This is a genomic window from Acetobacter fallax, assembly GCF_011516735.1.
Lineage (GTDB): Bacteria > Pseudomonadota > Alphaproteobacteria > Acetobacterales > Acetobacteraceae > Acetobacter > Acetobacter fallax.
This window is the reverse complement of sequence record NZ_WOSX01000018.1, coordinates 41195-66063: the sequence shown is the minus strand read 5'-3', so window position 1 is coordinate 66063 and position 24869 is coordinate 41195. Positions and strand designations below refer to the sequence as shown.

The 24869-nt window shown below is 58.6% G+C and carries 19 protein-coding genes; 9 read left to right on the top strand and 10 right to left on the bottom strand.

The window, feature by feature from the left end; translation table 11 throughout:
* Positions 1-14 precede the first annotated feature (14 nt).
* The 7 genes from GOB85_RS10465 to GOB85_RS10435 form a co-directional block, all read right to left on the bottom strand.
* Positions 15-704, bottom strand: a complete 690-nt coding sequence (locus GOB85_RS10465; RefSeq protein ID WP_173578071.1) for a class I SAM-dependent methyltransferase — start codon at positions 702-704, stop codon at positions 15-17.
* Between the two features lie 142 nt (positions 705-846).
* A complete protein-coding gene (locus GOB85_RS10460) occupies positions 847-2841 on the bottom strand; it encodes a response regulator (protein ID WP_242011440.1) in 1995 nt (664 codons plus the stop codon).
* On the bottom strand, positions 2834-4714 hold the full coding sequence (locus GOB85_RS10455) for an ATP-binding protein (RefSeq protein ID WP_173578070.1): 1881 nt from the start codon (positions 4712-4714) through the stop codon (positions 2834-2836). The genes GOB85_RS10460 and GOB85_RS10455 overlap by 8 nt, the downstream gene beginning before the upstream one ends.
* Positions 4711-5817, bottom strand: coding sequence for a chemotaxis protein CheB (locus GOB85_RS10450; RefSeq protein ID WP_173578069.1), 1107 nt, complete (start codon positions 5815-5817; stop codon positions 4711-4713). Before GOB85_RS10450 ends, GOB85_RS10455 begins: the two co-directional genes overlap by 4 nt.
* Positions 5818-6083: 266 nt before the next feature.
* On the bottom strand, positions 6084-7589 hold the full coding sequence (locus tag GOB85_RS10445; RefSeq protein WP_173578068.1) for a Ppx/GppA family phosphatase: 1506 nt from the start codon (positions 7587-7589) through the stop codon (positions 6084-6086).
* Positions 7590-7886: 297 nt separating this feature from the next.
* Positions 7887-8690: an MOSC domain-containing protein gene (locus tag GOB85_RS10440; protein WP_173578067.1), complete on the bottom strand. Its 804-nt coding sequence runs from the start codon at positions 8688-8690 to the stop codon at positions 7887-7889.
* A gap of 92 nt (positions 8691-8782) precedes the next feature.
* On the bottom strand, positions 8783-10213 hold the full coding sequence (locus GOB85_RS10435) for a hypothetical protein (RefSeq protein ID WP_173578066.1): 1431 nt from the start codon (positions 10211-10213) through the stop codon (positions 8783-8785).
* Positions 10214-10582: 369 nt separating this feature from the next.
* On the opposite strand from GOB85_RS10435, the gene GOB85_RS10430 reads away from it, so the two are divergent.
* The 3 genes from GOB85_RS10430 to GOB85_RS10420 are packed head-to-tail and all read left to right on the top strand — an operon-like array spanning position 10583 to position 13864.
* Positions 10583-11734, top strand: coding sequence for a DegT/DnrJ/EryC1/StrS family aminotransferase (locus tag GOB85_RS10430; RefSeq protein ID WP_173578065.1), 1152 nt, complete (start codon positions 10583-10585; stop codon positions 11732-11734).
* A complete protein-coding gene (locus GOB85_RS10425) occupies positions 11677-13092 on the top strand; it encodes an FAD-dependent oxidoreductase (RefSeq protein ID WP_173578064.1) in 1416 nt (471 codons plus the stop codon). Before GOB85_RS10430 ends, GOB85_RS10425 begins: the two co-directional genes overlap by 58 nt.
* On the top strand, positions 13082-13864 hold the full coding sequence (locus GOB85_RS10420; RefSeq protein ID WP_173578063.1) for a class I SAM-dependent methyltransferase: 783 nt from the start codon (positions 13082-13084) through the stop codon (positions 13862-13864). Before GOB85_RS10425 ends, GOB85_RS10420 begins: the two co-directional genes overlap by 11 nt.
* A 115-nt stretch (positions 13865-13979) precedes the next feature.
* Here the strand turns inward: GOB85_RS10420 and GOB85_RS10415 are convergent, their stop codons facing one another.
* Positions 13980-14729, bottom strand: coding sequence for a YebC/PmpR family DNA-binding transcriptional regulator (locus GOB85_RS10415; protein ID WP_173578062.1), 750 nt, complete (start codon positions 14727-14729; stop codon positions 13980-13982).
* Between the two features lie 186 nt (positions 14730-14915).
* Positions 14916-17636, bottom strand: a complete 2721-nt coding sequence (secA, locus tag GOB85_RS10410) for a preprotein translocase subunit SecA (protein WP_173578061.1) — start codon at positions 17634-17636, stop codon at positions 14916-14918.
* Between the two features lie 312 nt (positions 17637-17948).
* On the opposite strand from secA, the gene GOB85_RS10405 reads away from it, so the two are divergent.
* The 6 genes from GOB85_RS10405 to GOB85_RS10385 all read left to right on the top strand — a co-directional run bounded on the left by GOB85_RS10405 (position 17949) and on the right by GOB85_RS10385 (position 24517).
* Complete coding sequence (locus GOB85_RS10405; RefSeq protein WP_173578060.1) at positions 17949-18914, top strand: peptidylprolyl isomerase; 966 nt, start codon at positions 17949-17951, stop codon at positions 18912-18914.
* Positions 18915-18969: 55 nt separating this feature from the next.
* The gene (locus tag GOB85_RS19600; RefSeq protein ID WP_277875905.1) at positions 18970-19095 is read left to right on the top strand and encodes a hypothetical protein; all 126 of its coding nucleotides are present in this window, start codon (positions 18970-18972) and stop codon (positions 19093-19095) included.
* A complete protein-coding gene (gene argJ, locus GOB85_RS10400) occupies positions 19088-20323 on the top strand; it encodes a bifunctional glutamate N-acetyltransferase/amino-acid acetyltransferase ArgJ (protein ID WP_173578059.1) in 1236 nt (411 codons plus the stop codon). Before GOB85_RS19600 ends, argJ begins: the two co-directional genes overlap by 8 nt.
* Positions 20324-20373: 50 nt before the next feature.
* Complete coding sequence (locus tag GOB85_RS10395; protein ID WP_173578058.1) at positions 20374-20997, top strand: RDD family protein; 624 nt, start codon at positions 20374-20376, stop codon at positions 20995-20997.
* Between the two features lie 111 nt (positions 20998-21108).
* Positions 21109-23784 (top strand): mechanosensitive ion channel domain-containing protein, encoded by a 2676-nt coding sequence (locus tag GOB85_RS10390; RefSeq protein ID WP_242011442.1) that lies wholly within the window; start codon positions 21109-21111, stop codon positions 23782-23784.
* The gene (locus GOB85_RS10385; RefSeq protein ID WP_173578057.1) at positions 23771-24517 is read left to right on the top strand and encodes a 2OG-Fe dioxygenase family protein; all 747 of its coding nucleotides are present in this window, start codon (positions 23771-23773) and stop codon (positions 24515-24517) included. The genes GOB85_RS10390 and GOB85_RS10385 overlap by 14 nt, the downstream gene beginning before the upstream one ends.
* 10 nt (positions 24518-24527) lie before the next feature.
* Here the strand turns inward: GOB85_RS10385 and GOB85_RS10380 are convergent, their stop codons facing one another.
* Entirely contained in the window at positions 24528-24863 is a 336-nt protein-coding gene (locus tag GOB85_RS10380) for a hypothetical protein (RefSeq protein ID WP_173578049.1), read from the bottom strand.
* Positions 24864-24869 lie beyond the last annotated feature (6 nt).

Sequence of the window (24869 nt, the reverse complement as noted above, 5' to 3'; positions counted from 1 at the left end):
GGCTGCGCTGGTGATCAGAAACGTCCGAGTTTGTGGTATCCGGCGGCAAGGGGCAGCCGCCGGGCGATCCGCCGGCACCGGCTGGCGGGCAGTTTTCTGAGTACGACGTCGCAATACATATTTTCTTCAAGGGCGAATGCGACCATTTCCCACCCGTGCGACATCATGAAGTCGTGTGCTGCCTGAATGACTCCATACGGTCCGGCATCGTCCCGCATGATGTAATCGTTCAGCACGATCAGGCCCGTGACGGGTCGAAGTTTACGGCTGCATACCTCTAATTCCGCTATGACTGAGGGGTAGGTGTGATCGGCATCCAGGTAGACCACATCAAGGCTGTAGTCCGGGATGCGTTCCAGCATGGTTTTGCTGTCTCCGGCGAGCACCTGAACCTGCCCGCGGGCGATTTCTCTGGCGAAACGGGCTTCATAGAACGCCTGGTGGGTCTGGCCTTTGAACATTTCTGAGGTGGGACGCCCCCAGACCTGCGGCATTTCATGGATCAGGAACAGGTCGATGCCATAAAACCGTTCTGGCCGGCAGACTTCTATCATCGTGCGTGAAAATTCGCCTGCCATGACGCCGACTTCTGCGATATGCCCGCCTTTGGGCAGGAGTGGGAGGATTTTTGTGCGATCCGACAGAATGCGGGCATTACGCAGCAGGAAATCGGGCAGATGCTTTACTGGCCTGGTACCAGACATTATTTACCCCGGAAAGATGAATTGGAAGCGAACCGGACGTTCACCAGCATCTTCCGACGATCCGGGGGAGCAGTAAACTATTATTCGTATTGCTGTCCCCAGGCGGCGACAAGTGGGGGGAGAACCTGCTCGGAGGAATGCTTCAGGCGGAAAGGCGTTCTTCCACACCTGACAGCAGGGCTTCCCGGGTGAAGGGTTTGGGGAGAACGCGCGCGTGTTCCGGCAGGGTTGCACGATCCGCGAAGCCGGTGACGAAGAGGACTTTGAGGTCAGGGCGCAGAACAGCGATACGACGGGCACATTCGTCACCGTTCATTTCGGGCATAAGAAGATCCATGATGATGAGACCGATATCCGGTCGTTTTTCGACCAGTTCGATCGCCTGTGCTCCGCTGTGGCTCTCCAGAACCAGAAAACCGGCTTTTTTTAGAAAACCGACAGTGACAGCAGCGACATTCGGATCATCATCAACGACAAGAATGCTGCGGCTACCGTTTGGATGAGAGGTGGTTCCATCCTGTTTGCGGGGACTGGTTTCAGCACCCGTCTGTGCTTGCACCGCAGGGAGCCAGAGCGCGATGGAGGTTCCTGCGCCAGGTGTGCTGGTGACGCGGACATCGCCGCCATTGCGCTGCATATAACCGTAAACCATGGGCAGGCCGAGGCCGATACCACTGCCGACGGATTTCGTGGTGAAGAAAGGTTCGAAAATACGGGCCTGCATCTCCGGTGACATACCGACACCGCGATCCGTAACGGTGATGACGATATAGCGACCCGGGGGCAGCGGGCGATCTGGTCGTTCTCGTCCGGAATTGCCTGGAGTCGTGGCTGGCACGGCGTCGGGGGCGATGACGGCTTCCCGTGCGGAGATGATGATTTCCCCGCCTTTTGGCTGTGCGTCACGGGCATTGAGACACAGATTGACCAGAGCCACTTCCAGCAGGGATGGATCGGTTGAGGCCAGAGGGAGCGTTGCTTCAGAAAGATCGAGGCGGACGGGGATGGCGCGCGGACCGCCTCCACCGATGCTTTGTGTGAGAAGTCCCTGCATCTGACCGAGAAGTTTCGGGATATCGACCGGGCGGCGGGCGAGGTCACGCGGGCGGCTGAAATCGAGCAGTTTCTGGGTCAGCACGGCGCCCCGGCGGGCCGCATCCATTGCATTGGTGAACAGGCGCGCAACATTGGGATCTGTCGGGGGCTGAAGATCGGTGACGAGTTCGAGGGAGCCGAGGACGGCTGTGAGAAGGTTGTTGAAATCGTGAGCGATACCGCCGGCCAGGGTTGCTATGGCCTGCATTTTGTCAGCCTGACGGGCACGCTTTTCCATTTCGATCAGGTCAGTGACGTCCTGATCGATCAGGACAGAGACCTGCCCCGGCCCCTGCCTTGTGCCGGGCGGAATGACTGACGGCCCGTTTTCGGGCGCCGGGGCATCGGGCCTCTCCAGAGTTACGCGCGAGATGCGGTGCCAGTGTTCCCGTCCTGTGGGATCAGTTCTTTTGACCAGATCCTGGCTGTCGGTGCCTGCATCCTGCGACATGGGCGGCAAAGCCGGGAGCAGTTCCTGCTCCGTACGGCCAAGGCACTCTTCGACGGGGTAGCCCATAGACGTTGCGGCCAGGCTGTTGAGCCGTGTGATCCGCCCGTTTTCATCGGTAAAGGCGAGACCGAGCGGCAGATTATCGAAGAGGCTGCGCAGGATAGCGCGTTCTGTCGCGAGTGCGCGGCGGGTGCGGCAGGCGGTGGCGGCTTCGCGGACCATGGCGCGCAGAGCCCCTGGCTCCCAGGGCTTGGCGGCATAAAAGGTGATGGCGCCACGGTTTAGGGCGCCGACAACGGTATCGAGTTCCGCGTATCCTGTCAGGAGAATGGTTCCGGCGTCTGACCTGGTTCTCGCTTCAGCCAGGAAAACGTCTCCGGTCATGTCGCGCATCTTCTGATCTGAGATGATGACTGAGATGTCCGGGTGGCCGGCGAGGACGAGCAGGGCGTCGTGACCGGATGTGGCACTGAGGATATCGAATTCGTCTTCGAGAAGATCCTTCAGGGCAACGAGGATTTCCGTTTCATCATCGACAATCAGCATCCGGTCGCGTGGCATTGTTCTGCTGCCGAAAAGAGGATCAGACATGTTCATGGTGAGCCTCTGTGGGATGGGAATCGGTTGTGTCGCGGGCGGGGAACGGGTGTGGAAGGAGAGGAACTGAAATTGTAAAACATGCCCCGCCTTCCGGAGATTCTGTCACGTCGATCGTTCCGTGGTGGGCTTTTACGACACCGTAAGCAGTGGCGAGGCCAAGGCCGGTGCCTTCGCCGACCGGTTTGGTGGTGAAGAACGGCTCGAACACACGTTCGCGCATGAGCGGCGGTACGCCGGGGCCGTTATCGCTAATGGTGATGACGTAGTATCCGGCTGTATTATCCGGGTGGGAAAGGTCCGGGGGTTCGACGGCCGTGGTGATACGGATCTGCGGCGGCCCGGGATCGCGCTGTCTGATGTGGAACGGATCCCCTGCCCTGCCCTCTTCCGGGATCGTGAAAGCATCGGCGGCATTGCTGATGACATTCATGACGACCTGATGGACAAGCGCCATCTGACAACGAAGCACCGGCGGGGCCTGAAAATTGCATGACACGCTGATTTTATCTTCAAGTTTCGGCGTAAGCAGCGCCAGAACGGTATTGATTGCTTCGGGCATGTTCACGTCATCGAAGGCTCCCTGATCAAGACGTGAGAACCGTCTCAGACTACTGACGAGATCGCGCATGCGACCGAGCCCTATTGAGGAAGCACCGAGGCGGTCGCGGCTTTTCTCCAGCATGGCGTGTGCTTCGGTGACCTGTCCGGCATCGAGGGCCATCAGGGCACGCTCCAGCGTACGGGAGACGGTATCCTCATGGGCGAGAACGAAGGCGAGAGGATTATTGAATTCGTGCGCGATGCCGGCGACGAGTTCACCCAGCGATGCCATTTTGGCGGATTGCACCAGTCTGGTCTGTGCATCGATCAGTTTCCGATTGGTGCTGGCCAGCTCGTCGTTGGCCTGTTCGAGAGCCTCGGCGAGCACTGTTTTGGCGCGGGCGCCTTCCATGGCCGCCTCACGCGCGAGGCGCTCGACCTCGCTGCGGCGGGTTTCTTCGAGCAGAGCCTTGCGGCGCAGGAGCGCGCGGACACGAAGCAGCAGAAATTCGGCGCCAATACTGGAGTCAACGATATCATCGGCACCAGCGGCATAGGCTGTCGCGGCGGAACCATCCCGGCATTCCGCGGCATCGGTGAAAGCGAGCAGGCGGAGAGGCGCTTCTCCGGAGACGGAGGTGTCGGCGCGTCGGGCATCGAGCATGGCACAGAGAGACAGGCCATCGAAAAGCGGACAGGTCAGATCGATGATGGCGCAGTCGACTGTACAGAGCCAGAGTTCGGGCGATGCAAGATCCGGACCATCGAGCGGGAGGACTTTCATCCCTTCTCCGCGCAGCAGGGTCACGACGGGAGGCGTTGCCTCTGACCGGCCTGTTTCTCCGGCGTCCGCGGGCAGCCAGGACATAAGGACGCCGCCTGCGCCGGTGGCAACGGCGATTGTCGGACGGCGAAACGGTTCTTTCATGACGGCACGGGGCGCGAACGAGCCACGCAGCAGGGCATGAATGCGAAACACGAGGAAACGCGCATCCGCGGATCTGGGGATGCAGGCGTCGATACCTGCGAGGAGCGCCTGCCGTTCCATGTCCGGCTGGTGGCCGTCGGTGAGCATGATGATGGGCAGGGCTCGGGTTGTGAGGTTGAGCCTGAGCTGGCGCGCCATCTGTTCGCCGGTCATGCCCGGCAGATCGAGATCCGTGACCACGACGGCCGGGAGCCAGCTGTCCAGATTTTCGAGTGCCAGTTCGGCGCTGCGGGCGACTTCCACCACAAAGCCGCAGCTTTCGAGTAACCGGCCGACGCTGAGGCTTTGCGTGACCGCGTTTTCCACGAGGAGCAAACGCGGCGCGAGATCTTTCATGACATGGGGCCGGCCGCCGGAGGCGATGTGTCGGGCGGCGTCACGAGGTCGCGGAGGTACGCGGCGAGTTCAGAGGCTGAGCCGCAGAACTCAGCGGCACCAATCCGGCGTGCGAGACCAGGAGCCTGAGCGAAGGGACAGGCGGCCGGAAATTCGGCGAGGGTGCGGGAGCCGGTCTTTTGCAGGGCGAGAAGACCCGAGGCGCCGCCCGTGCCGATATGGCCGAAGAGAACGGCTGCGGAAGCGGCACCGAGTGTCTCCGCCATTGTGGTCAGAAGCAGGTCAAACGTCGAGATGTTGCCGGGGCCTGACAGCCCGGTAATGACGGAGACGCCGGCCTCCGGCGTGATGGTCGCGATCGTTCCGGCGGGAAGAACATGGACAGGACCGGAACTGAGCGGCCCTCCGTTGCTTTGGATCGCGGCGATGGCGCCTTGCGGAATGAGGTCACTGAGCCAGGAGACAAAAGCGGGAAAGAAAGCGCTGTCGATACTGGTCGCCAGAAGGAGTGGCGCGGTGAGGCGCGGCAGGTCATCGAACAGGCGCATGGCCGGACCGAGAGCGCCGTCACCCGCGACGAGTGTGATGAGGCGGGGTGCGACAGGGACACCAGGAGCGTCGGGAATTTCGACCAGGTTGCTCGCGGAGGCGCCAGCCAGGCGGGCGCAGGCGACAATGCGCGCCGCGAGATCGCGCCCTGCGGCAGCGGACGCAGGGCGGGGTATCAGGGCCAGTGCGCCGGAACGAAGGCTTTCGAAAGCGATTTCGGGATCCGGTGTCGCAAGGTCTGCCGTGACGATGATCGGGGTGGGCTGGCGCACCATGACAGAGCGCGTCACCTGCAGGCCGCTCATTCCGGGCAGGTCAGCGCGCATCACGATCAGATCGGGGCGGGCCCTGACCAGGAGGTCGAAAGCGTCTTCGGAATCGGACGCTTCGCCGCAGATACTGGCGCCGGCTATGGCATTTATGCCGTCCACGAGGGTCTTGCGGACGGCCGGATCATCATCGACCAGCAGAATCCTGACGGCAGAGACGCCTTCCGGCAAAGCAGGCTGCCGGCGGCTGAGTGCGGCATCGAGAGAGAAAATCCGGTCAGACACGATCAGCACTCTCCCCTGGCCGGGGACCGGGGAGAGTGTGTTGCCTGATTCTGACAGATTTCATTCATCGGTGACCTGACTCCCTGTAGCCCGCAGGCGTGACGGGCAAACGGCAGAAGGCAGCATACGCCGACATGCCCGGTCATGCTTTTCGCAAGTTCGTGAACAACCGGTTTCAAAAAATATTTTTTTATCGGCAAAAACAACGGCGTGGGAAAACCGCCATGCATTTGTCGTTCTGTGGAGGCTCCGGTTTACTTTAAACCTTACACCGTAGCGACGACCTGTGGCGCTTCATCCAGTCTCGCTGTCAGTTTCATGGCCTGAGCGAGCCGGTTCAGGCGGCGGCGGACGGCATCTCCCCGCACTGCGACGCGGGCGGATGTGAGGTGAAGACAGAGCTGATTGCTGATCAGTTCGAGCCGGGTGCCGTCGAGCAGCGTTTCAGTGCCTCCGCACAGAGCGTAGGCCAGACGGAGCGTGAGGCCAAGAGTGATCGCCCAGGTGAACGCGTCATCGTCCAGCAGAGAGCGTGAGGTTCTGAGATAAGGCGCTGTATCGGGCTCGGCTTCGTAACGGACAGCGAGGGCGAGAGCCAGGGCAGCCCGCGCCTGATGATCGAATCCTGCCCCCTGGACCCAGAGCACACGCATATAAGTCTGCTCGGCCCGGTATTCGGGGTGATCGTGGCTGCCGACATCGGACAGACGGCAGGCAGTCTGACGCAGGCGTCGCTGCAGATCGGTTTCGGTGCTGAAAACTGGCCCTGTCCAGTCGATCAGGGCGTCTGGCAGGGTATCGCTTCGGCCGAGACGTGTACACATATCACGGGAGACGGTCTCGAGCGGATCGAGCATCTGGAGTTCCGGGGCGACGTTCAGCGCGTACCAGCCCTCACGCAGGCCATCGACACAGAACACAATTTTCTCCGGCTCGATGCGCCTGATGAGGCGACGGAGGACGGTGGCAGCGAAAGGGACATCATCGAGACGTTTACGCGGCGCATTGGGCAGGCGTTCGAGCGAGCGACGATTGCTCTGAATCAGCCAGCCGGTCATGTCGCGGGCAGCCTGCGGATTGAGCGTGTAATAATGGACGATATTGAGCGGATAGTTCGTCCGCGCGATTTGCAGGCGCGCCAGAGCGCGGAAGGCGCCTCCGACGAGATAGAGCGTTTTTCCCTGCATGTCGTTAAGCCATTGCACCCCGGTCAGATCGGCATCGGCGATAGCTTTTGCGCTTGCGACATTGCCGCTGGCCCGGTCGCTGAGACGAATGACGCCGAGCGCCAGCGTGTCAGCGTCATGCCGCCCGTCACTGTCGAGGTGGATCAGCTCAAGCGATCCGCCGCCGATATCGGCGACGAGCCCATTGGCTTCGGGGATGCCGCAGAGCACGCCAAGGGCTGAGTGATCGGCTTCCTCGATTCCGGAGAGAATGCGGATGGGTACGTCCGGCATGAAATGACGCAGCGAAGCAACGAATTCCGGGCCGTTTGTGGCATCGCGCACGGCGGCGGTGGCGAGCACTTCGAACGGGTGGGCATTCATACCACGGGCAATGGCGTGAAAGCGCCGGAGCACATCGACGGCCATGGCGACGCCGTCTTCGTTCAGTCTGCCGGTTGTTGTCAGGCCGCGGCCGAGGCGCAGAACGGCTTTTTCGTTGAAGATGGGCACCGGGTTGCGGGAAATTCCGTCGAACACAACCATTCGGACGGAGTTGGAGCCAAGATCGACGACGGCAGAGCGTGCCGGGATGTCAGCCTGCATACTTGCTCCTCTCGGGCGGGTTTAAGCGCCGGGGCTGCGGAAGGACCAGTTTCCCTTCACGCTCCTGTCATAAGCACAGCCCTATAGCTGATCATGTGCCGGATACCAAAACCGAAGCGATATGAATTTTCCGCGTCTGAGCGGAGGGCAGTGATGGCAACCCGGTTCTTCGCTGCGGATACTACTCTGCGTGCTGGCGAAACGCGGGATGACGGATCGGGTTTTACCGGAGCGCTGCGGCACGAAAGCCGGAGGTGGGTAACCCGCGGCTGTGTGAGATATGATGGTATGCCGGCTTCAGGACGGGACGCGTTCCAGAATCTCCACGGAATCACCGATGCGGATCGGGCCTGGTGTTTTCACGAGGATGTTCTGGCCGAACATGATGCCGCCTGGCTGGCGCCGGAATTCCGCCAGCTCTTTGAGGGGCTGTCCGGGTTCGGGGATCGTGCCGGCGTCCTGATCCGTGGTTGTGACGACACAACGGGAGCATGGTTTGACCAGGTGCAGCTCCGCGGCACCGATTTTCAGGCGCGACCAGGTGTCTTCTTCCCATGGGGCAGTACCTTCGATGACCAGGTTCGGGCGGAAACGGGTCATCGGGACGGGGTTCGCCAGGCGGGTGTTGAGGTCGGTCAGTGAGGCGGATGTGCAGAGCAGGCCGGGGAATTCGTCCGCGAAAGAGACATGGTAATCCTGACCGTTCCAGTTGCGACGCCGTTCTGTTTCAGGTGAGACCATATGGACCAGCCGGCATGGACGGCCGATGACAGCGGACAGCCAGTCGGCTGTTTCATTGCCGGCATCGGCCCCGGAGAGAGAGTCGCCCCATACCTGGACGGTGCGGACGGACTGCGATGGAAATGGAACAGCGTGATCGCTGGCGCTGGTGTGGTGCAGGACAAGACCGGTCTTTGTCGGAGTGATGGCGATGGTCGCCATGACGGGAGCATTGCGCTGCGTGATAAAATCGCCATCTGGCGTGATCACCAGCCAGCGGCGATCGCCTCGTGGTCCCCATGGGTCGAATGTGATGCGTTCCGGCGAGATGCCGTGCAGGCTTTTGACCGGATAGATATGAACTGAGGCAACCTGCAACATGACAAGACCTTTCCGGGCGGTGACTGTCCAGGGGAGAAATTCTGAAAGGCAGATCCGTATCCGGAGACGTGCGATCCGGGCGACACACGGCTTTATACCGCTCTGATGCGGGCAGACTGGCGGGCTACAGACTGGCGGGCTGTGTTTGTGGACGTGATTTCATCGGGCCAGCTTCCGTCACTGACGCGGAGGCTGAACAATCTCAGATGATGCAGAGCGATGATCCTGATGGTCTCGCAGGATGCCGGAACATCGAATCCGTAAAAAATCATGCCCCGAAAAACATACACCGGAACGGGATGAGATAGTCCACAACTCCTGCCTTTCACGTCGATATGCAATTTCTGAAGAATACTGTTATCCCGGGCGCCGATCAGAACACGCGCTCCTTCTGCGAACGGGCCTGTGAGGGTGACAACATCGGCCATACCCATTTCATAGGCATGGTTATCGTCCCAGCCAGGCAGATCTGAAAAGAAATTCTTCGGAAAACCTGCCTGTGTGGTGTGGCGAGCCTGAATCCGGTCATGTGCGAGGCTGTTCTGGCCGTGCAGAATCCCGGTGACCGGGTGTCCGGCCAATGACAATACATCCTGGAGTATGAGTGTGGCCTGCGTGCCGGGATGTCGGACATGGGGGGAGTTGAACAGGCGGGACCAGACTTCAAAATCGCGTATTTCACTGGCACGCTGGCGGGAAAGACCGGTTTCCACTTCCTCTCCGGACCAGAGAGAGTGGTAATCCTGACGAAAGTTCTTTTCCATGAAATTTTTATTTATTTCGGTCACAGGATGAACGATATTGTCACCCTGCATGCCACCGAGCTCGGAAACCGCGTATGGCGGCGACCAGTCGTAATGGGACAGGGCCGGACAGAACGTACCGAGAGAGGCGGTGCGCATTCCCGCCATGATCGGTTCGTGCGCCATCGCGGCCTCGGAGACAGGCCAGGAACTGAGGTTTTCGCGTCGCTGCTGCACTGTCATGTTCAGGCGTCTTCTAAAGATATGCAGCACGGCTCGCCGGGAGAAGAACGATATGCAGAACAGGCCTTTATTAATGTAAGTTTCCGGATTGTAGTAACCGGCACAGCTGTCGGCATGGCTCCACAATGCCGCAGGCTGTGTCTGGGGCTGAAAAATGACGTCGATACATTGCTTTGACATCTTTTTGAGGATTGCGTGAAGAGGTGTGAAAACGGCGACATCGCTTTCGACGAAACACATGAAGTCATAATCAGGATATTTCAGACAGAAGAGGCTGTGCTGGTAATCCGCATTATACCAGAACAGATTCACGCCTCCTTCATGACTGCCTGAAAGACCGAGATCGGTTGCATCTTCTGAACTGACGAAAAAAATACGCTCTTCGGAACGGATATTTTCCGGAATGTCGTCCATTCCATTGGTCCGGTCATAAAGGATGAAGAAATCGGCTCCTGCGGAAAAGTTCCGGCACAGCCGAAAATTATTTTCGACCGCGGAATCCCATCGCCAGACCTTGAAAATGACAGCGTATTTCATGGTCCGGCTTCATCCTGTCTGAAGTGTATGAGTGCGATGCGTTCCAATGCATGGGAGCACGGCATTTTTTGCGAATCAATCCAGAGTATTCTTCAATAAGGGGTCGTTTCAGGGGCGCGACAATTTCTTGTGCGAGGTGACCGGGGCTGACTGAGGCCCCAAACGTGAGAATGCCTCGTTTAAACATTAATATTGTGTAACTTTTAAGCATATGTGTCTCATTATTCACATATTTGTTACTTTTTGAATCCCTCATCGGTTTTGTTTTATAGAGTGTCATCTATTGAAATATTCCCCGGTTTTTATCAGCTTTAAGTCATGTCCGCTCTGATTTTCAGTAATCGTAGCGGCAATAAGGATGTCGCAGGCATGATACCGTTTATTTCTGTGAAGACACCTTCCTGTCTGACACTTATGGATAGTTTTCTCGAAATCGAACAAATGGGAATCCATAGTAATTATGGACCGAAAAATACCCTTTTCGAGGACAGATTGCAGGGTTTGTATTTTGGTGGTCAGGGATCATGCCTGACCGTCTGCAATGCGACCATTGGTCTGATGATTGCGATGAAAATGGCCGGAAGGAGAAGAACCTGCTCTGTTTCGCAAAGGTATGCACTCATGCCGGCCTTTACTTTCGCGGCGGCGGCTCACGCGGCGATCTGGGCGGGTTATACACCTCTGTTTTGTGACATCGACCCGGCGACATGGGCAGCCTGTCCGGTTTCCGAACGCAGAATGATTGAAAAATACGGTGATTCAATTGATCTGATCGTACCCTACGCCACGTTTGGAAACAGCATTGATCTCGCGCACTATGCGGCACTGCATGAGGAGACCGGGGCCGGAATCGTGGTGGATGCGGCGGCGTCTCTTGGTGCGCTTGATGAAAATGGCATTGGCTTCGGGTCAGGTTTTGCGCATCCGATCGTATTTTCGATGCATGCCACCAAAACTTTCGGGATTGGCGAAGGTGGCGTGATATACAGTGGCAATCCTGACCATATTGCTGTGCTTCGTGTGATGGGTAATTTTGGTTTCGGTGAGCCGCGCACTGCGACGATTCCTGGACTCAATTCCAAGATGACGGAGTTTTCGGCGGCAATCGCTCTGGCCTGCCTGACGACAATGGAGGATGTAGCGACGCGGCGGTCCGCGCTTGCGGACTGTTATTTCCGCACTCTTCCGATCGATTTTGAAATGCAGAAACCGCGCGGGCATCGGCGTTCCTATCAGTTTATGCCGGTTCTGCTTCCGGAGGGATGTTGCCGTAATGCGGTCCGGGAACAGCTTTCGTCGCAGGGGATCGGAACGGGAGCGTATTTTTCTCCTCATCTGATGGAGCAGCCCTATTTTTCGGGGCTTTGTGAAGCGGATGACCTGACTGTCACGGAGAATGTGTCGCGACGCGTCATGTCACTGCCGCTCTGGACCGACATGACGATGGAGATGGTCGGGACGGTGTGCCAGGCTCTGGAGAATGTGCTGGTCCCCGCTTCGATGTCGCGGGTGGCAGCCTGATGGCCGGCGTCGCAAAGGCTGAGTTCGGCCTGGTGATCATCGGGGCCGGACCTGCCGGGCTTGCTCCATTACTGGCCGCAGCGAAGAACGGCCTGCTTCCTGAGGTGCTTGCGGCCGGGGTGCTGCTTGTTGATCGTGATTACGTGCCGGGCGCGGGGCGGCTGGGGAATTACGTGATTTCCTCGGACAGTTCGGCGGATACGTTTCTATCCTGTGTGCGGGAGTCTCCGGTGCCGGAACTGGTCGCACTGGCAGAGACGCCTCTGGCGCAGGAAATCAGCGCTCGCGGGCCGGACTGTGTTTCGCTGGAACTGGCGGGGCGGCTTATGGCTGAGGTCGGAGCTGTGATGGCGGAGTTGATCGCCCGAACGCCGGGTGGTCGTGTGGCGATGAACACCGAGGTTGAGTGGCTCAGGAAAGATGTGGGCGGTTCATGGTGCGCCGGGCTGCGCGACAGGCAGACTGGTGAGGCAGAAGCTGTCCGGGCCGGCAGTGTTCTGGTGGCAACGGGTGCGACGCAGAAGCGTGAGCGCCTGCTCGGCATTCCGGTTGGCGGCGAGGCACTTTTGCCGCGTTGCGATGCAAAGCTGATTCAGTCGGATGAATTTCTCAGCCATGCAGGTTTCGCCCGCACGATCGGGGTTCTGGAAAAGTCTGAGAGACCACGCGTCGTAATTGCCGGTGGCTCGACGAGTGCGATGTCCTGCGCCCGGCAGATTCTGATCGCGCTGGAAGATCATGATCCGCCGGTGGAGATTGTTATTCTGCACAGACGTCCGGTCACTCTGTTTTATCCGGGCCGGGATGCGGCGCTTGAGGATGGTTATGATGTGTTCGACGATACGGATATCTGTCCACTGAGCGGGTTTGTGCATCGATTTGGCGGGTTTCGTTTTGAGTCCCGCATGCTGGCGCGGCGGTTGCTTGGTGTGGGAGATGCAGAGCCGGAGCCACGTGTGACCCTGCATCGTCTGGATGACGCGCAGGATGAAAAGGCGTGGCAGCTTCTTGAAGAAGCCGATCTTGTCATTGCGTGTCTCGGCTATCGCCCCGCTGGCGTGACTGTTCGTGATCAGACCGGAGCGGTCATTCCGCTTGCCGGTTTCGAAGATGACGGGCCGCTGGTGAACGGGTCGTGCGGAGTCATGGATGCCTCTGGCAGAGAGATTCCGGGGCTTTTTGGGATCGGTCTGGCCTGTGGTTACCGACCACCGGCTGAAATGGGCGGCGAACGCAGCTTTTCGGGACAGGTCAATGGACTCTGGCTCTGGCAGAACGATGTGGGTCTGATGCTCATTCGGCGGATGCTGGCGCATCTTGCCGGAGTGCGGGAGGAGATAGACTCCGATGCTGCGTGATGCATTGCAGAAGAAAAGCTACTCGAAAGAAGCACGGGCTTTCGATGAGAGTTTTCTCTCAAGTCCGTGTCGCCGGGCATATGACATTCTTGGCTGGCGGGCAGTCAGCAGCCTGACATTACCTGAGCGGACCCGAATCATTGATGCGGGTTGCGGGACAGGACGCTGGTGTGAGCGTTTTCTTGCTGCTGGTCACGATGTCAAAGGCATTGAAAATGCGCCGGGAATGCTTGCCTGCCTTGAGGCGAAGGATCTGGGATCACGGTTCACGACTGTTCCGGGAAATATGGAGGATGTCTTCGTGCCGGCAGGATCGGCAGATCTGGTGATTGCGATCGGGTCTCTCCAGTACTGTGTGAATCAGGAAAGGATGATCTCGCGTTTCTTCGACTGGCTTACGCCAGAGGGGCAGATTGCAGTGATGGTCGACTCTCTGCTCGCTCTCGTTTCGGAATTTCTCCAGACACAACAGGAGGAAAAGGCGGAGCAGGTTCTTGAGACCAGAGAGGGATCATTTACGTCTGGTGGAGTGACCACACGGCTGCATTTATATGATCGTCGGAGCCTGATGGATGCGTTTTCGCAAGCGGGATTTGTAGATATTGCCTGCCGGGGCCTGGTCGCAAGCGGGGCAGTGCTGGGAAGAACCGGGTGTGAAGAGGCGATGAAACGCGATGAGGAGGCATTTCTGGAACGCGATGCGACGATTGCGGCTCATGAGGTGATGTCGGATTGCGGGCTGCATCTGCTGCTGACCGCGCGGCGACCCTGAAGAAAGATCGCGCGTTCAGCCGATGCTCTGAACGTCCGGCAATAATTTTACAAGATCTGAGTTTATTCCCGGCAACATGATCAGCCCTCCGGTTTTCCGGAGAGCTGAAGGCTTTTTATGCTGAAAGAGCGGCGGCGACGTCTTCCGGCAGATCGAAATTGGCATAGACATTCTGGACGTCATCACTGTCTTCCAGCACGTCAAGAAGTTTCAGCACTGTGCGGGCCTTGTCTTCGTCGAGCGGAACGGTGTTTTCCGGACGCCAGTCAAGTTTAGCACTTTCGGGCTCGCCGAAATGGCTTTCGAGAGCATCCCGAACGGCGAAGAAGGACTCCACTGCACAGGTGATTTCGTGAGTTTCATCTGTAGAAACGACGTTTTCGGCGCCTGCCTCGATCGCTGCTTCCAGCATGTCGTCTTCTGAGGCCGTTCTGGCGGGATAAGTGATGACGCCGACGCGGCTGAACATGAAGGAAACAGAATTCGTCTCCCCAAGGGAACCACCATATTTCGAGAAAGCTGCCCTTACGTCAGACGCTGTACGATTACGGTTATCGGTCAGGGCCTCAACAATTACGGCAACGCCGGCCGGACCGTATCCTTCGTAACGGACTTCTGAGTAGTCATCACCGCCGGCTGTGCCGGTTGCCTTTTTAATGGCGCGCTCGACCGTGTCTTTTGGCATATTGACTTCGCGGGCGGCCGAGATCGCGGCGCGGAGACGGGGATTTGCCGTCGGATCAGGAAGACCGGATCGTGCGGACACGGTGATTTCGCGGATCACCTTGGCGAACTGCTTCGCGCGTTTGGCGTCCTGGGCACCTTTGCGGTGCATGATGTTTTTAAACTGTGAATGGCCAGCCATGCCGCCCTCGTTATCTCTCTGTTCTGCGCCGGTGCGGGACCGGACTCTGCATGATGCAACAGGGCGGCGAAGAACCCGCCGCCCGGATAAAGCCGGGAGCCCGGACTTTTCCGGGCAGCTCCCTTATGTCTTGTCCGCGACTGCCTGGGTCATTCCTTTCCGGTGCCGGTTTCCAGGCCGTTCCGGTCAGGTGTGGCTGCCATGACAATGTTTGAATTTTTTTCCGGACCCGCATGGACAGGCCGCGTTACGCGGGGTCTCACCCCAGCTTGACGGATCATCCGGCAGAATGGCGCCGGAGCTGACAGGTTCGGAAGAAACGGAAACGGGTGTCTGCGTATAATGTGCCGGCTCGGAGGCGAGGCCGGGCACTCCCGGATCGGGGTGGAATTCACCGACGCCTTCGAACGGATTGAATTCGAGAGGCGGAGCGACCTCGACGCGGGTAAGCGTGGAAACGACACGCTCGCGCATTTCGCCCAGCATCACATTGAAGAGCTGGAAAGCTTCGTGCTTGTACTCGTTCAGCGGATCTTTCTGACCGTATGCACGCAGGCCGATACCCTGGCGGAGCTGATCGAGCGCGTGGAGATGTTCTTTCCAGACTGAATCGAACGTGGTGAGCAGGATCTGCTTTTCGAGATACCGCATCATGTCCGGGCCGAAATTGGCTGTACGCACGGCCTGGGCCTGGGCAGCGGCGTCCTCGATGCGGGCGGCAACCTGTTCACGGTCCATCCCGTCTTCTTTTGCCCACTCCGCGATCGGCAGATCGAGGTTCAGCACGCGATGGAGATCTTCACTCAGTTCGGCACTCAGCCATTGTTCGGCGAAGGCTTTTTCGGGGATACGCTGATCGACGAGAGCGAGGATCAGTTCTTCGCGCATGTCGTTGACGATAGCGGCAACATCGTCCTCGGTCATGAATTCACGGCGCTGGGCGTAAACCTCCTTGCGCTGATCATTCATGACATCGTCATATTTCAGTGTGTTCTTGCGCATGTCGAAGTTGCGGGATTCGACTTTTTTCTGGGCGCGTTCCAGAGCCTTGTTCAGCCAGGGGTGAACGATGGCCTCGCCGTCCTGCATGCCCATCTTCTGTAGCATTCCGGTCATCCGTTCGGACCCGAAAATGCGCATCAGATCATCCTGAAGCGAGACGAAAAAGCGTGAATTACCCGGGTCGCCCTGCCGACCGGCGCGGCCACGGAGCTGATTGTCGATGCGGCGGCTCTCGTGACGTTCGGTGCCAATGACGTAGAGGCCGCCAGCGGCTTTGACGATGACCTGATTGCGGGCCACTTCCTCACGCATCGCGGCTTCGGCGGCTTCACGTTCGGCGGGATCGGTGATGTGAGCCAGTTCCTGCTGGATGCGCATCTCGACGTTGCCACCGAGTTTGATGTCGGTGCCACGTCCGGCCATGTTTGTGGCGATCGTGATCGCGCCGGGGGCACCGGCCTGGGCGACGATGGTGGCTTCCATTTCATGGAAGCGGGCGTTCAGCACGTTGTGCGGGATTCCACGTGCCCTGAGCGCTGCCGAGAGGGCCTCGCTTTTTTCGACCGATGTTGTGCCTACAAGAATTGGCTGGCCGTTTTTGTGTATTTCCTCAACGAGCGTTCCGACAGCCTGAAATTTCTGTTCTTCGTTCAGGTAAATCTCGTCGTCCTCATCTTTACGGGCGACCGGGAGATTTGTCGGGATTTCGATGACGTCGAGCTTATAGATTTCCGCAAACTCGTCGGCTTCGGTCATGGCCGTGCCGGTCATGCCGGACAGCTTGGGGTAGAGGCGGAAATAATTCTGGAAGGTAATCGATGCCAGCGTCTGGTTTTCCTGCTGAACCTCGACATGTTCCTTGGCTTCCAGAGCCTGGTGGAGGCCATCGGAATAACGCCGGCCATCCATCATGCGCCCGGTGAATTCGTCGATAATAACGACCTTTTCGTTCCGGACGATGTAATCCACGTCCCGTGCGAACAGAGTGTGAGCACGAAGGGATTGCTGGACGTGGTGAACAGCGGCCACGTTATGCACGTCATAGAGGCCTCCGTTTTCCAGCAGGCCGGCGTTGCGGAGCAGTTCCTCGACATGGTCCGACCCTTCCTCTGTGAGGATAACGGTGCGGAGTTTTTCGTCCTTGTCGTAGTTCGACGGATCTTTGACCAGTTCGGCAACGACGGCATCAACGCTGTTATAGAGTTCCGTGTCGCCTTCTGCCGGTCCGGAGATGATAAGCGGCGTGCGGGCTTCATCGATCAGGATCGAATCGACTTCATCGACGATGGCGTGACTGAAAGGCCGCTGGACCATCTCATCCAGGCGGTATTTCATGTTGTCGCGCAGATAATCGAAGCCGAATTCGTTGTTCGTGCCGTAGGTTATATCGGCGGCATAGGCCGCGCGGCGGGCTTCGTCCGGCAGATTTGGCACGATTACGCCGGTGGTCAGACCGAGGAAACTGTAGAGCCTGCTCATTTCTTCGGCGTCACGGCGAGCAAGATAATCGTTCACTGTGACGACGTGCACGCCTTTGCGGGAGAGTGCATTCAGATACACGGCCAGAGTTGCGACGAGGGTTTTGCCTTCGCCCGTTCGCATTTCAGCGATCTTTCCGGCGTGAAGCACCATTCCACCGATGAGCTGGACGTCAAAATGGCGCATGCCCAGGACACGCTTTGAGGCTTCGCGGCAGACGGCGAAAGCTTCGGGAAGCAACCCGTCGAGGGTTTCACCCTTTGCCAGACGCTCGCGGAATTCGATTGTTTTATGCGCGAGCGCGGTGTCATCGAGTGCGGCGACCGCAGGCTCAAGCGCATTAATCTGGGGCACGCGGCGCTGGAAGGCCTTGAGCGAACGGTCATTGGAGGTGCCGAACAGGGCGCGGGCGAGCGAGGCGAGCATGAATACCTTTCCGGAACAGCACGCTCCCTGACCGGCGCCTGACTCCACTAATGCCTCCCTTACCCGGAGACATCGGCCGAGGTCAGGAGAGACTCAGGCCGGAAGGACAAAAACCGGTCGCGTGCGGTGACTGAGATAAGGCCGGCGATGCTCCGGGTCAACCGACACAGCCCAAAACGGCTGCCATCTGCTGATTCTGCCTGACGCATATGAAGCGGATTTCGGCGGACGAATTGCTGCGCGCCAGCCCTTGCGGGCGTTTGATGTGTCAGCCATGATGCGCCCCGCTCAGAAACTCAGGGTTTATTTCTCATGCGGTTTACCAGCCCGGCTTCCATCCTCGCGACGGCGGCCCTGCTTACATCGACTCTCCTTTCTTCCTCCGGTGCGTTTGCAGCGCCTGCGGCGTCCGCGCCTGTGGCGAGCGCGGCGGCACCCGCAGGCGCACCTGCGGCGGAGGCTCCGGCTGATCCGAACCTTGTGGTGGCGACGGTTGATGGTGGCAAGATCACGCTTGGCGAGATTCGCCAGTCAGCATCGAACATGCCTGCTCAGCTTCGTCAGCTGCCCCCGAACATGATTTTCCCGATGCTGGTCAATCAGGCAGTCGACCAGAAGGCGATTCAGATCGTTGCGCATAAGGCTAATCTCCAGGCAGACCCTGAGGTAAAAGCAGCGATGGATACGGCGGCGAATAATGCTTTGCAGACAGCATGGCTGTCACGCCAGGTGACGCCGCAACTTACCGATGCGGCCATCCATGATTACTACCTGAAGAACTATGCGAACAAGGCGCCTGAGAAGGAAGTCCATGCTCGCCATATCCTCGTAAAGACCGAGGCCGAAGCTCAGGACGTGATCAAAAAACTCAAGGCTGGCGATGCTTTTGGCCCGCTGGCGGAAAAGCTGTCGATCGACAAGGGCAGCGCCAGGAACAATGGCGGTGATCTGGGCTGGTTCAAGAAAGGTGACATGGTTCCGGTCTTCTCGGACGCAGCCTTTGCGATGAAGCCGAATACGTTCAGCGAAACGCCGGTGAAAAGCCAGTTCGGCTATCATGTCATTCAGGTTCTGGACATCCGGACGGCTGCGGTTCCGAAGGAAGACGAGGTCAAGGACAAGATCCGCCAGCAACTGATCCAGCAGGATGTCCGTGCAGCAGTGGAAAAGGCGACGTCTCAGGTGAAGATCGTCCGCTACGGGCCTGACGGCAAGGCAATTCCGGATAATGCTCAGCCAGCGATGCCCGGCGCACCGGCTGCCGCGCCGAAGAAGTAAGACTCCGGAGAGTCTGCCACGGCGTGCTGTCGCGGCCTCTGTCCCTGGACAGATCATGGATGAGGGGCGTCGTTACGGCGCCCCTTTTCCTGTATTGGACGAAGCAGGTTTCGGGATCGCCATACTTCATCCGGCAATTGCTTCCCGCAACAACATGAAAGAAGTCTGCACCGATGGCTAAATCGCTGCCTGTTTCTCCCCTCGCCTCCCCGCTTCCGGCGCTTGGCGTCGTCCCCGGCGTGCGCCTCGGCGCTGTAGCGGCTGGCATTCGTTATCAGGGACGCACCGATCTTGTTGTTGCGGAATTTGTGGAGGGCACGACCGTGGCGGGCGTGTTCACGCAGTCAAAATGTCCGGGTGCGCCGGTTGACTGGTCACGTGCCGCGCTGAAAGGCGGATCGGCGAGGGCGCTGGTGGTGAATGCGGGCAATGCGAATGTCTTCACCGGACGGGCCGGAGTGGAAACATGTCGCCTCACGGCCGATGCGGAAGCCGGGCTTGCGGGCTGTGCTCCGCAGGAGGTTTTTCTGGCTTCGACGGGTGTGATTGGTGAGGTGCTGTCAGCGGACCTGATTACGAAAGCCTTGCCGGCGCTGCATGCGTCATTGTCGGAGACGGGCTGGGAAGACGCCGCACGCGGCATCATGACCACGGACACGTTTCCCAAGGCGGCGGTGCGGAAGGTTGAAATTGACGGTGTGTCCGTAACGATTCAGGGCATCGCCAAAGGCAGCGGCATGATTGCGCCGGACATGGCGACGATGCTGGGGTTTGTGGCGACGGATGCGGCGCTTCCGGCTTCCGTGCTTCAGGCGCTGCTGACGAAGGGAGTCTCGGGCAGCTTCAATGCGATCACGGTAGATTCCGATACCTCGACGTCCGACATGGTTTTGCTGTTTGCGACGGGCTACGCTGGCAACCGGACTATCAGCAATGCTGATGATCCGGCGCTGGCGGAATTCCGCAACGCACTGAACGCGCTGCTGCTTGATCTGGCGCTGATGGTGGTGCGCGATGGTGAAGGGGCCAGCAAGCAGATTAAAATCACGGTGAACGGGGCGGTTTCGGATGCGTCGGCACGTGAAGTGGCGAAGGCGATTGCCAATTCCCCTCTGGTCAAGACGGCTGTCGCTGGTGAGGATGCGAACTGGGGCCGGGTTGTGATGGCTGTCGGCAAAAGTGGTGAGCCGGCGGATCGCGACCGGCTGGCGGTGGCGATCGGCGGTGTGACGATTGCGCGGGATGGCACGGTTGTCGAAGGGTATGACGAGGCGCCTGTTGTTGAGCATATGAAGGGACGCGAAATTGACGTTTCGGTTGATCTCGGACTGGACGACGGGAAGGCCACGATGTGGAGCTGTGACCTGACACATGGTTACATCGACATTAACGGCTCATACCGGAGCTGATGGTTTTCGGTGACTGACGCGGCTGTGGTTTGCCGGAAGGATTATGCGTAATGTCGAATTCCCTCCCTCCGGGCTGGGGCCAGAGTGGCTGGTCGGGTGATCCGGGCAGGCAGCCGGGTGGCGCCTGGTCTGGCGATGAGCAGCGTGTTCTGGGGTATGCGGGATTCTGGGTCCGGACCGCAGCGGCGCTGATCGACGGGATGCTGGTGACTGTGGCAGGTTTTCTTCTGCAGGTGCTGGCTGTTCCTTCCGTGAGGTTCGATACAATCGAGGTTCCTGGGGGGGACACGCCGTCTTATGAGGTGGCGTATCGCACGACGGATTTCTTTTATTCCGTTCCCTTCCCTCATCCTCATATCGATACTTCGGGCAGCAGTCCGTTATTCCTTTTGTTGCCGCTGGCATATTCGATTTTACTTGAGGCATCGACATTGCGTGGCACGATCGGCAAATGGATTCTGGGATTGCAGGTCTGCGACCTTGATGGCAGGCGGATCTCGCTTCTGCGGTCTCTGGTACGCAACGTTGTTAAATCCTATATTTCCTTTCCATTTCTGCTGATTGGCGTTCTGATGGTGGCTTTCACACCAAAAAAGCAGGGATTGCATGACATGGTTGCCAGCACTCTGGTGGTGCGGCGGCAGCGGATTGTGCAATTTAACCGGCGCTACTGAGCGGAACGTCTCACGCCTTCCGGCCTTCACGGCGTCCCGGAGGGCTTTAATATCGAACAAAACCAGACAGTTTCCCGGCATATCCTCTGAGTGGCGGGAGGAATCCCTGTGATGGGAAGAACTGAGGACGGAGCAGACGAGATGACGATGAACAGGACAGGCCGGACAACATCATCAAAAGGAGGCGCTGTGTTTTCTGATGCGCATTCCCGGGGGTGGTGTCGGCGTCTTGCTGCCATCTGGGTGCTTTCGGGCTTTGTTCTGCTGTCGCTTGCCGGGGGATGCGGAAGCGCACGGGGCGCGGATACACCGGCTGCGGGGACATCTGCTCTGTCCCCAAAAGAGGCTCAGGAACTTCTCAATGTTCTGAATGATCCGAAGCAGCGCGAGACATTTACGCATGATCTGTCGCTTATGGCACGTGGAATGCAGGCCACGCCGGCGGCTCCCGCGCCTGCTGCTGCGCCGGCAAAAGCTGCGATCGCTCCGAACACGGTCGTTCTGCACAGCGATTTTTCTTCCGGGCTGTCCGCCATAAGAACCGATGTGGCCAGCTATCTCCAGAATTTCCTTGCTCTGTTTAAGGATCTTCGCACGGTCGGCACCTGGTTTCAGCATGAGATCAATAACCCGCAAACACGTGATGTGCTGATCGGAGCCTTTACACGGGCTCTCATGATTGTCGGCGCGGCGATGCTTGCGGAATGGGGTGTGGCCCTTTTTCTCCGCAAGCTGCTTCATCGCGTCACTGACGCTGCGATTGCTCGCGAAGAAGCCATTGGTGCCCGGAGAGTGGCGCACCGCAGCGGGACGACGCCGGATGGAATTTCACCCGATGCCGGTACATCGGCTTCTGCCACGACAGAGGCGGCTTCACAGGATGCGAAAGCTGCTGAGGCTTCCGGGGCACCGCAGGAAGAGGTCGAGACTCTGGAAACGCGTGCTGACGATCAGCGGCGGCAGATTGAGACGCTGCGGTTTCTTGCGCGTGTTCCCTATGCACTGATGCATCTGGGTCTGAAACTTCTTCCGGTAGCAGCCTTCCTCGGCATTGCATTTGCGGGGTCGGCTTTTGCGACGAATACGACGGAAGCTGCGACAGTCACGGAGACACTGGCGCTGGCCTATGCGGCTGCGCGGGGCCTGTTCATTTTTCTTGAGACCGGCATTGCACCACGCTCCCCCGCAATTCGTCTTATGCCTGTCGGAGATTCGACGGCGTGGATGCTGACGCGCTGGTGGAACATTCTTGTTGCGGGTCCGTCGATTGTTGTCTGCCTGTCGGTTCTGGGCGGTGAGTTCGATCTGTCTGACCGCGGTACAGCGGCGATGATCCGGGCGGTTGTGCTTGTCGAGCACATTCTGATCGCGGTCTTTATCTGGCGTCTGCGTCCCGTCGTGGCGCGCGCACTGGAACCAAAACGGCAGGCGGCGAAGAGTGCCTTCTGGTCTTTCATGCTCGCGCTTGCCCGTGTCTGGTGGATTCCGGCTCTGTTCCTGGACGCGGCACTGTGGGTTGTATGGGCAGTGCATCTGCGCGGCGGATATGACTGGATTTTGCGTACGACGGCGCTGACTATTGTCATCATTGCCCTGTCGCGTCTGCTTGCTGTACTGGCCTATGGTGCACAGGATCGGCTGTTCCGTCTCAATCCGGAACTGGTGAAACGTCGCCCCGATTTTCAGAAGCGCGCGGATGTCTATTACCCGTTTGTTCGGGGCGCGCTGACGGCGATCATTACCTTCGTCAGTTTTCTTGCGTTGACGGAGGCATGGGGTCTCGACAGCTTCCATTTTTTCTTCTCGAACCGGCTGGGTTCCCGTCTGCTCGGAGCAGCTGTGACGGTCGCGGTTGCGGTGACTGTTGCTGTCACGATCTGGGAAGTGATCAATGCCATGCTGAATCGTCAGCTGGAGCGTTACTCGACGTCCGCACAGGAAACGAGAGCGACGCGACTGAAGACGGTTCTGCCGATTATCCGCACGGTTCTGAGAGCTGCCATTATCATCATCGTGACGGTGACATCACTTTCGCAGATTGGAATCAATGTCACGCCGCTGCTGACCGGTGCCGGAATCATGGGTGCCGCGCTTGCGTTCGGTTCGCAGAGTCTGGTGAAGGATTTCATCACCGGCTTCTTCATGCTGGTTGAAGATGCGATTCAGGTTGGTGACTGGGTGACGACTGGCGGGGTAGCAGGTACGGTTGAGCATCTGTCGATCAGAACCGTCCGTGTCCGGGCGATCAACGGCGATCTGCACATCATTCCGTTCTCGTCTGTGACATCGATTGCGAATACCGGACGGGACTTCAATCAGATCATTATCAGGCAGACCGTGGATCTGTCGGAGGATGTGTCACGTGTTGTGAAGATCATGTCGGAGGCTGTTGATCAGATGCGTGGTGAAGAGGCGTTCAGAGGCATCATCTATTCCGGCTACAACGATCTCGGCGTGGATAATACTGATGGCAACGGCTCCGTTATCATTGGATCGATCAGGACGGCCGCGATGATGAAATGGAAGGTTCAGCGCGAATTTTATAAGCGCATTGCTCATCCGATGGCCAAAGCTGGTATTCTGTTCTTTACGCCGACGTCTTACACGGCCTCGGCTCCGGGTACCGCGCTGAACGTTGCGACAGAGACGCATGGTGGACCAGGAGGTGTGCCTGCGAATGAGGATGCGCCAGTTGCGGAACAGCCGGATGCGGCGCAGGCTGATGGCGATAAATCCGGTGATAAGGCTACCGGAAAAGCGCCGGGAGACGGGCATGATGGAAAATGAAAATTCTTTTGCGATCTCCGTTCTCGACACGATTGAGAACGAGACCCGCGAGACTCATTTTGCCCGTATCTGTTCGGAGCAGATGCGCCCACTGCTTGAAGCCTTCGGAATGTCGGACTGGGACGGATTTGCTACGAGCTGGGAACGGCTTGGGGTAGACCGCTACATGGCTGATGGCGGACGTTATCGACGGCGCCGCTACGCCAGTTTTGCGCTGACGCAGGACGCGATCATCCGGAAGCGCCATCAGCCACATTATCAGAGCCGCGACTACAATGCGCTCAACGGCGGTATTGAGCGATGGTTTGAGCCCGTGGAACGTGGGATTGGCGCGCATCCGGTGATGCATGCGGTTCTGTCTGTGACCCGGCGGCTGGCGACAGACCTGACGCCTGAGAAAGAGCGGCCGGACATCTGGCATGCCGAGGTGCATCAGTTTCGTATTGAAGCACGGGAGAATGGTGCGGGCCATCCGACGCCGGAAGGGTTACATCGGGACGGTGTGGACTGGGTTCTGGTGGTGATGGTCAGGCGTGAGAATGTCGCAAGTGGTGACACGACCATTCACGATCTGCGTGGGAAGGAGGTGGGGAGCTTTATGCTCTCAGCGCCTCTGGATGCAGCTTTTGTAGATGACAATCAGGTCTTCCACGGCGTGACATCGATTCAGCCTGTCGATCCGTCCCGACCGGCTTTTCGGGATGTTCTGGTTGTGACCTTACGGCACCAGTGACGCTGATGGCTCAGTAGGGCCACGCGCCGGAATAGTGAGCGGCATGCCAGCCAACAGCGATCAGAAGCGTGACAAATGTCATCGCACCCACCATCTGCACCAGTTCTTTCACGCCGGAGCGATCCATAACATTACTGTCAGAGGTGGGGGACTGAACCGTGACCGGAGCAGGGGCAACGGGGATAACCGGGTCAGCGTGGCCATCTTCCGCGTGAGGCAGCACAGCCGCATCATTCTGTGCCACTGAAGCTGTTTTTCCGCTGATTTCGGCGTCATTATACGCTTTGGAATGATCATCAGCGTGAGATTGGGGCGGAGTGCCCTGGCCTGTCGTCTCGTCGTTCATCCATTT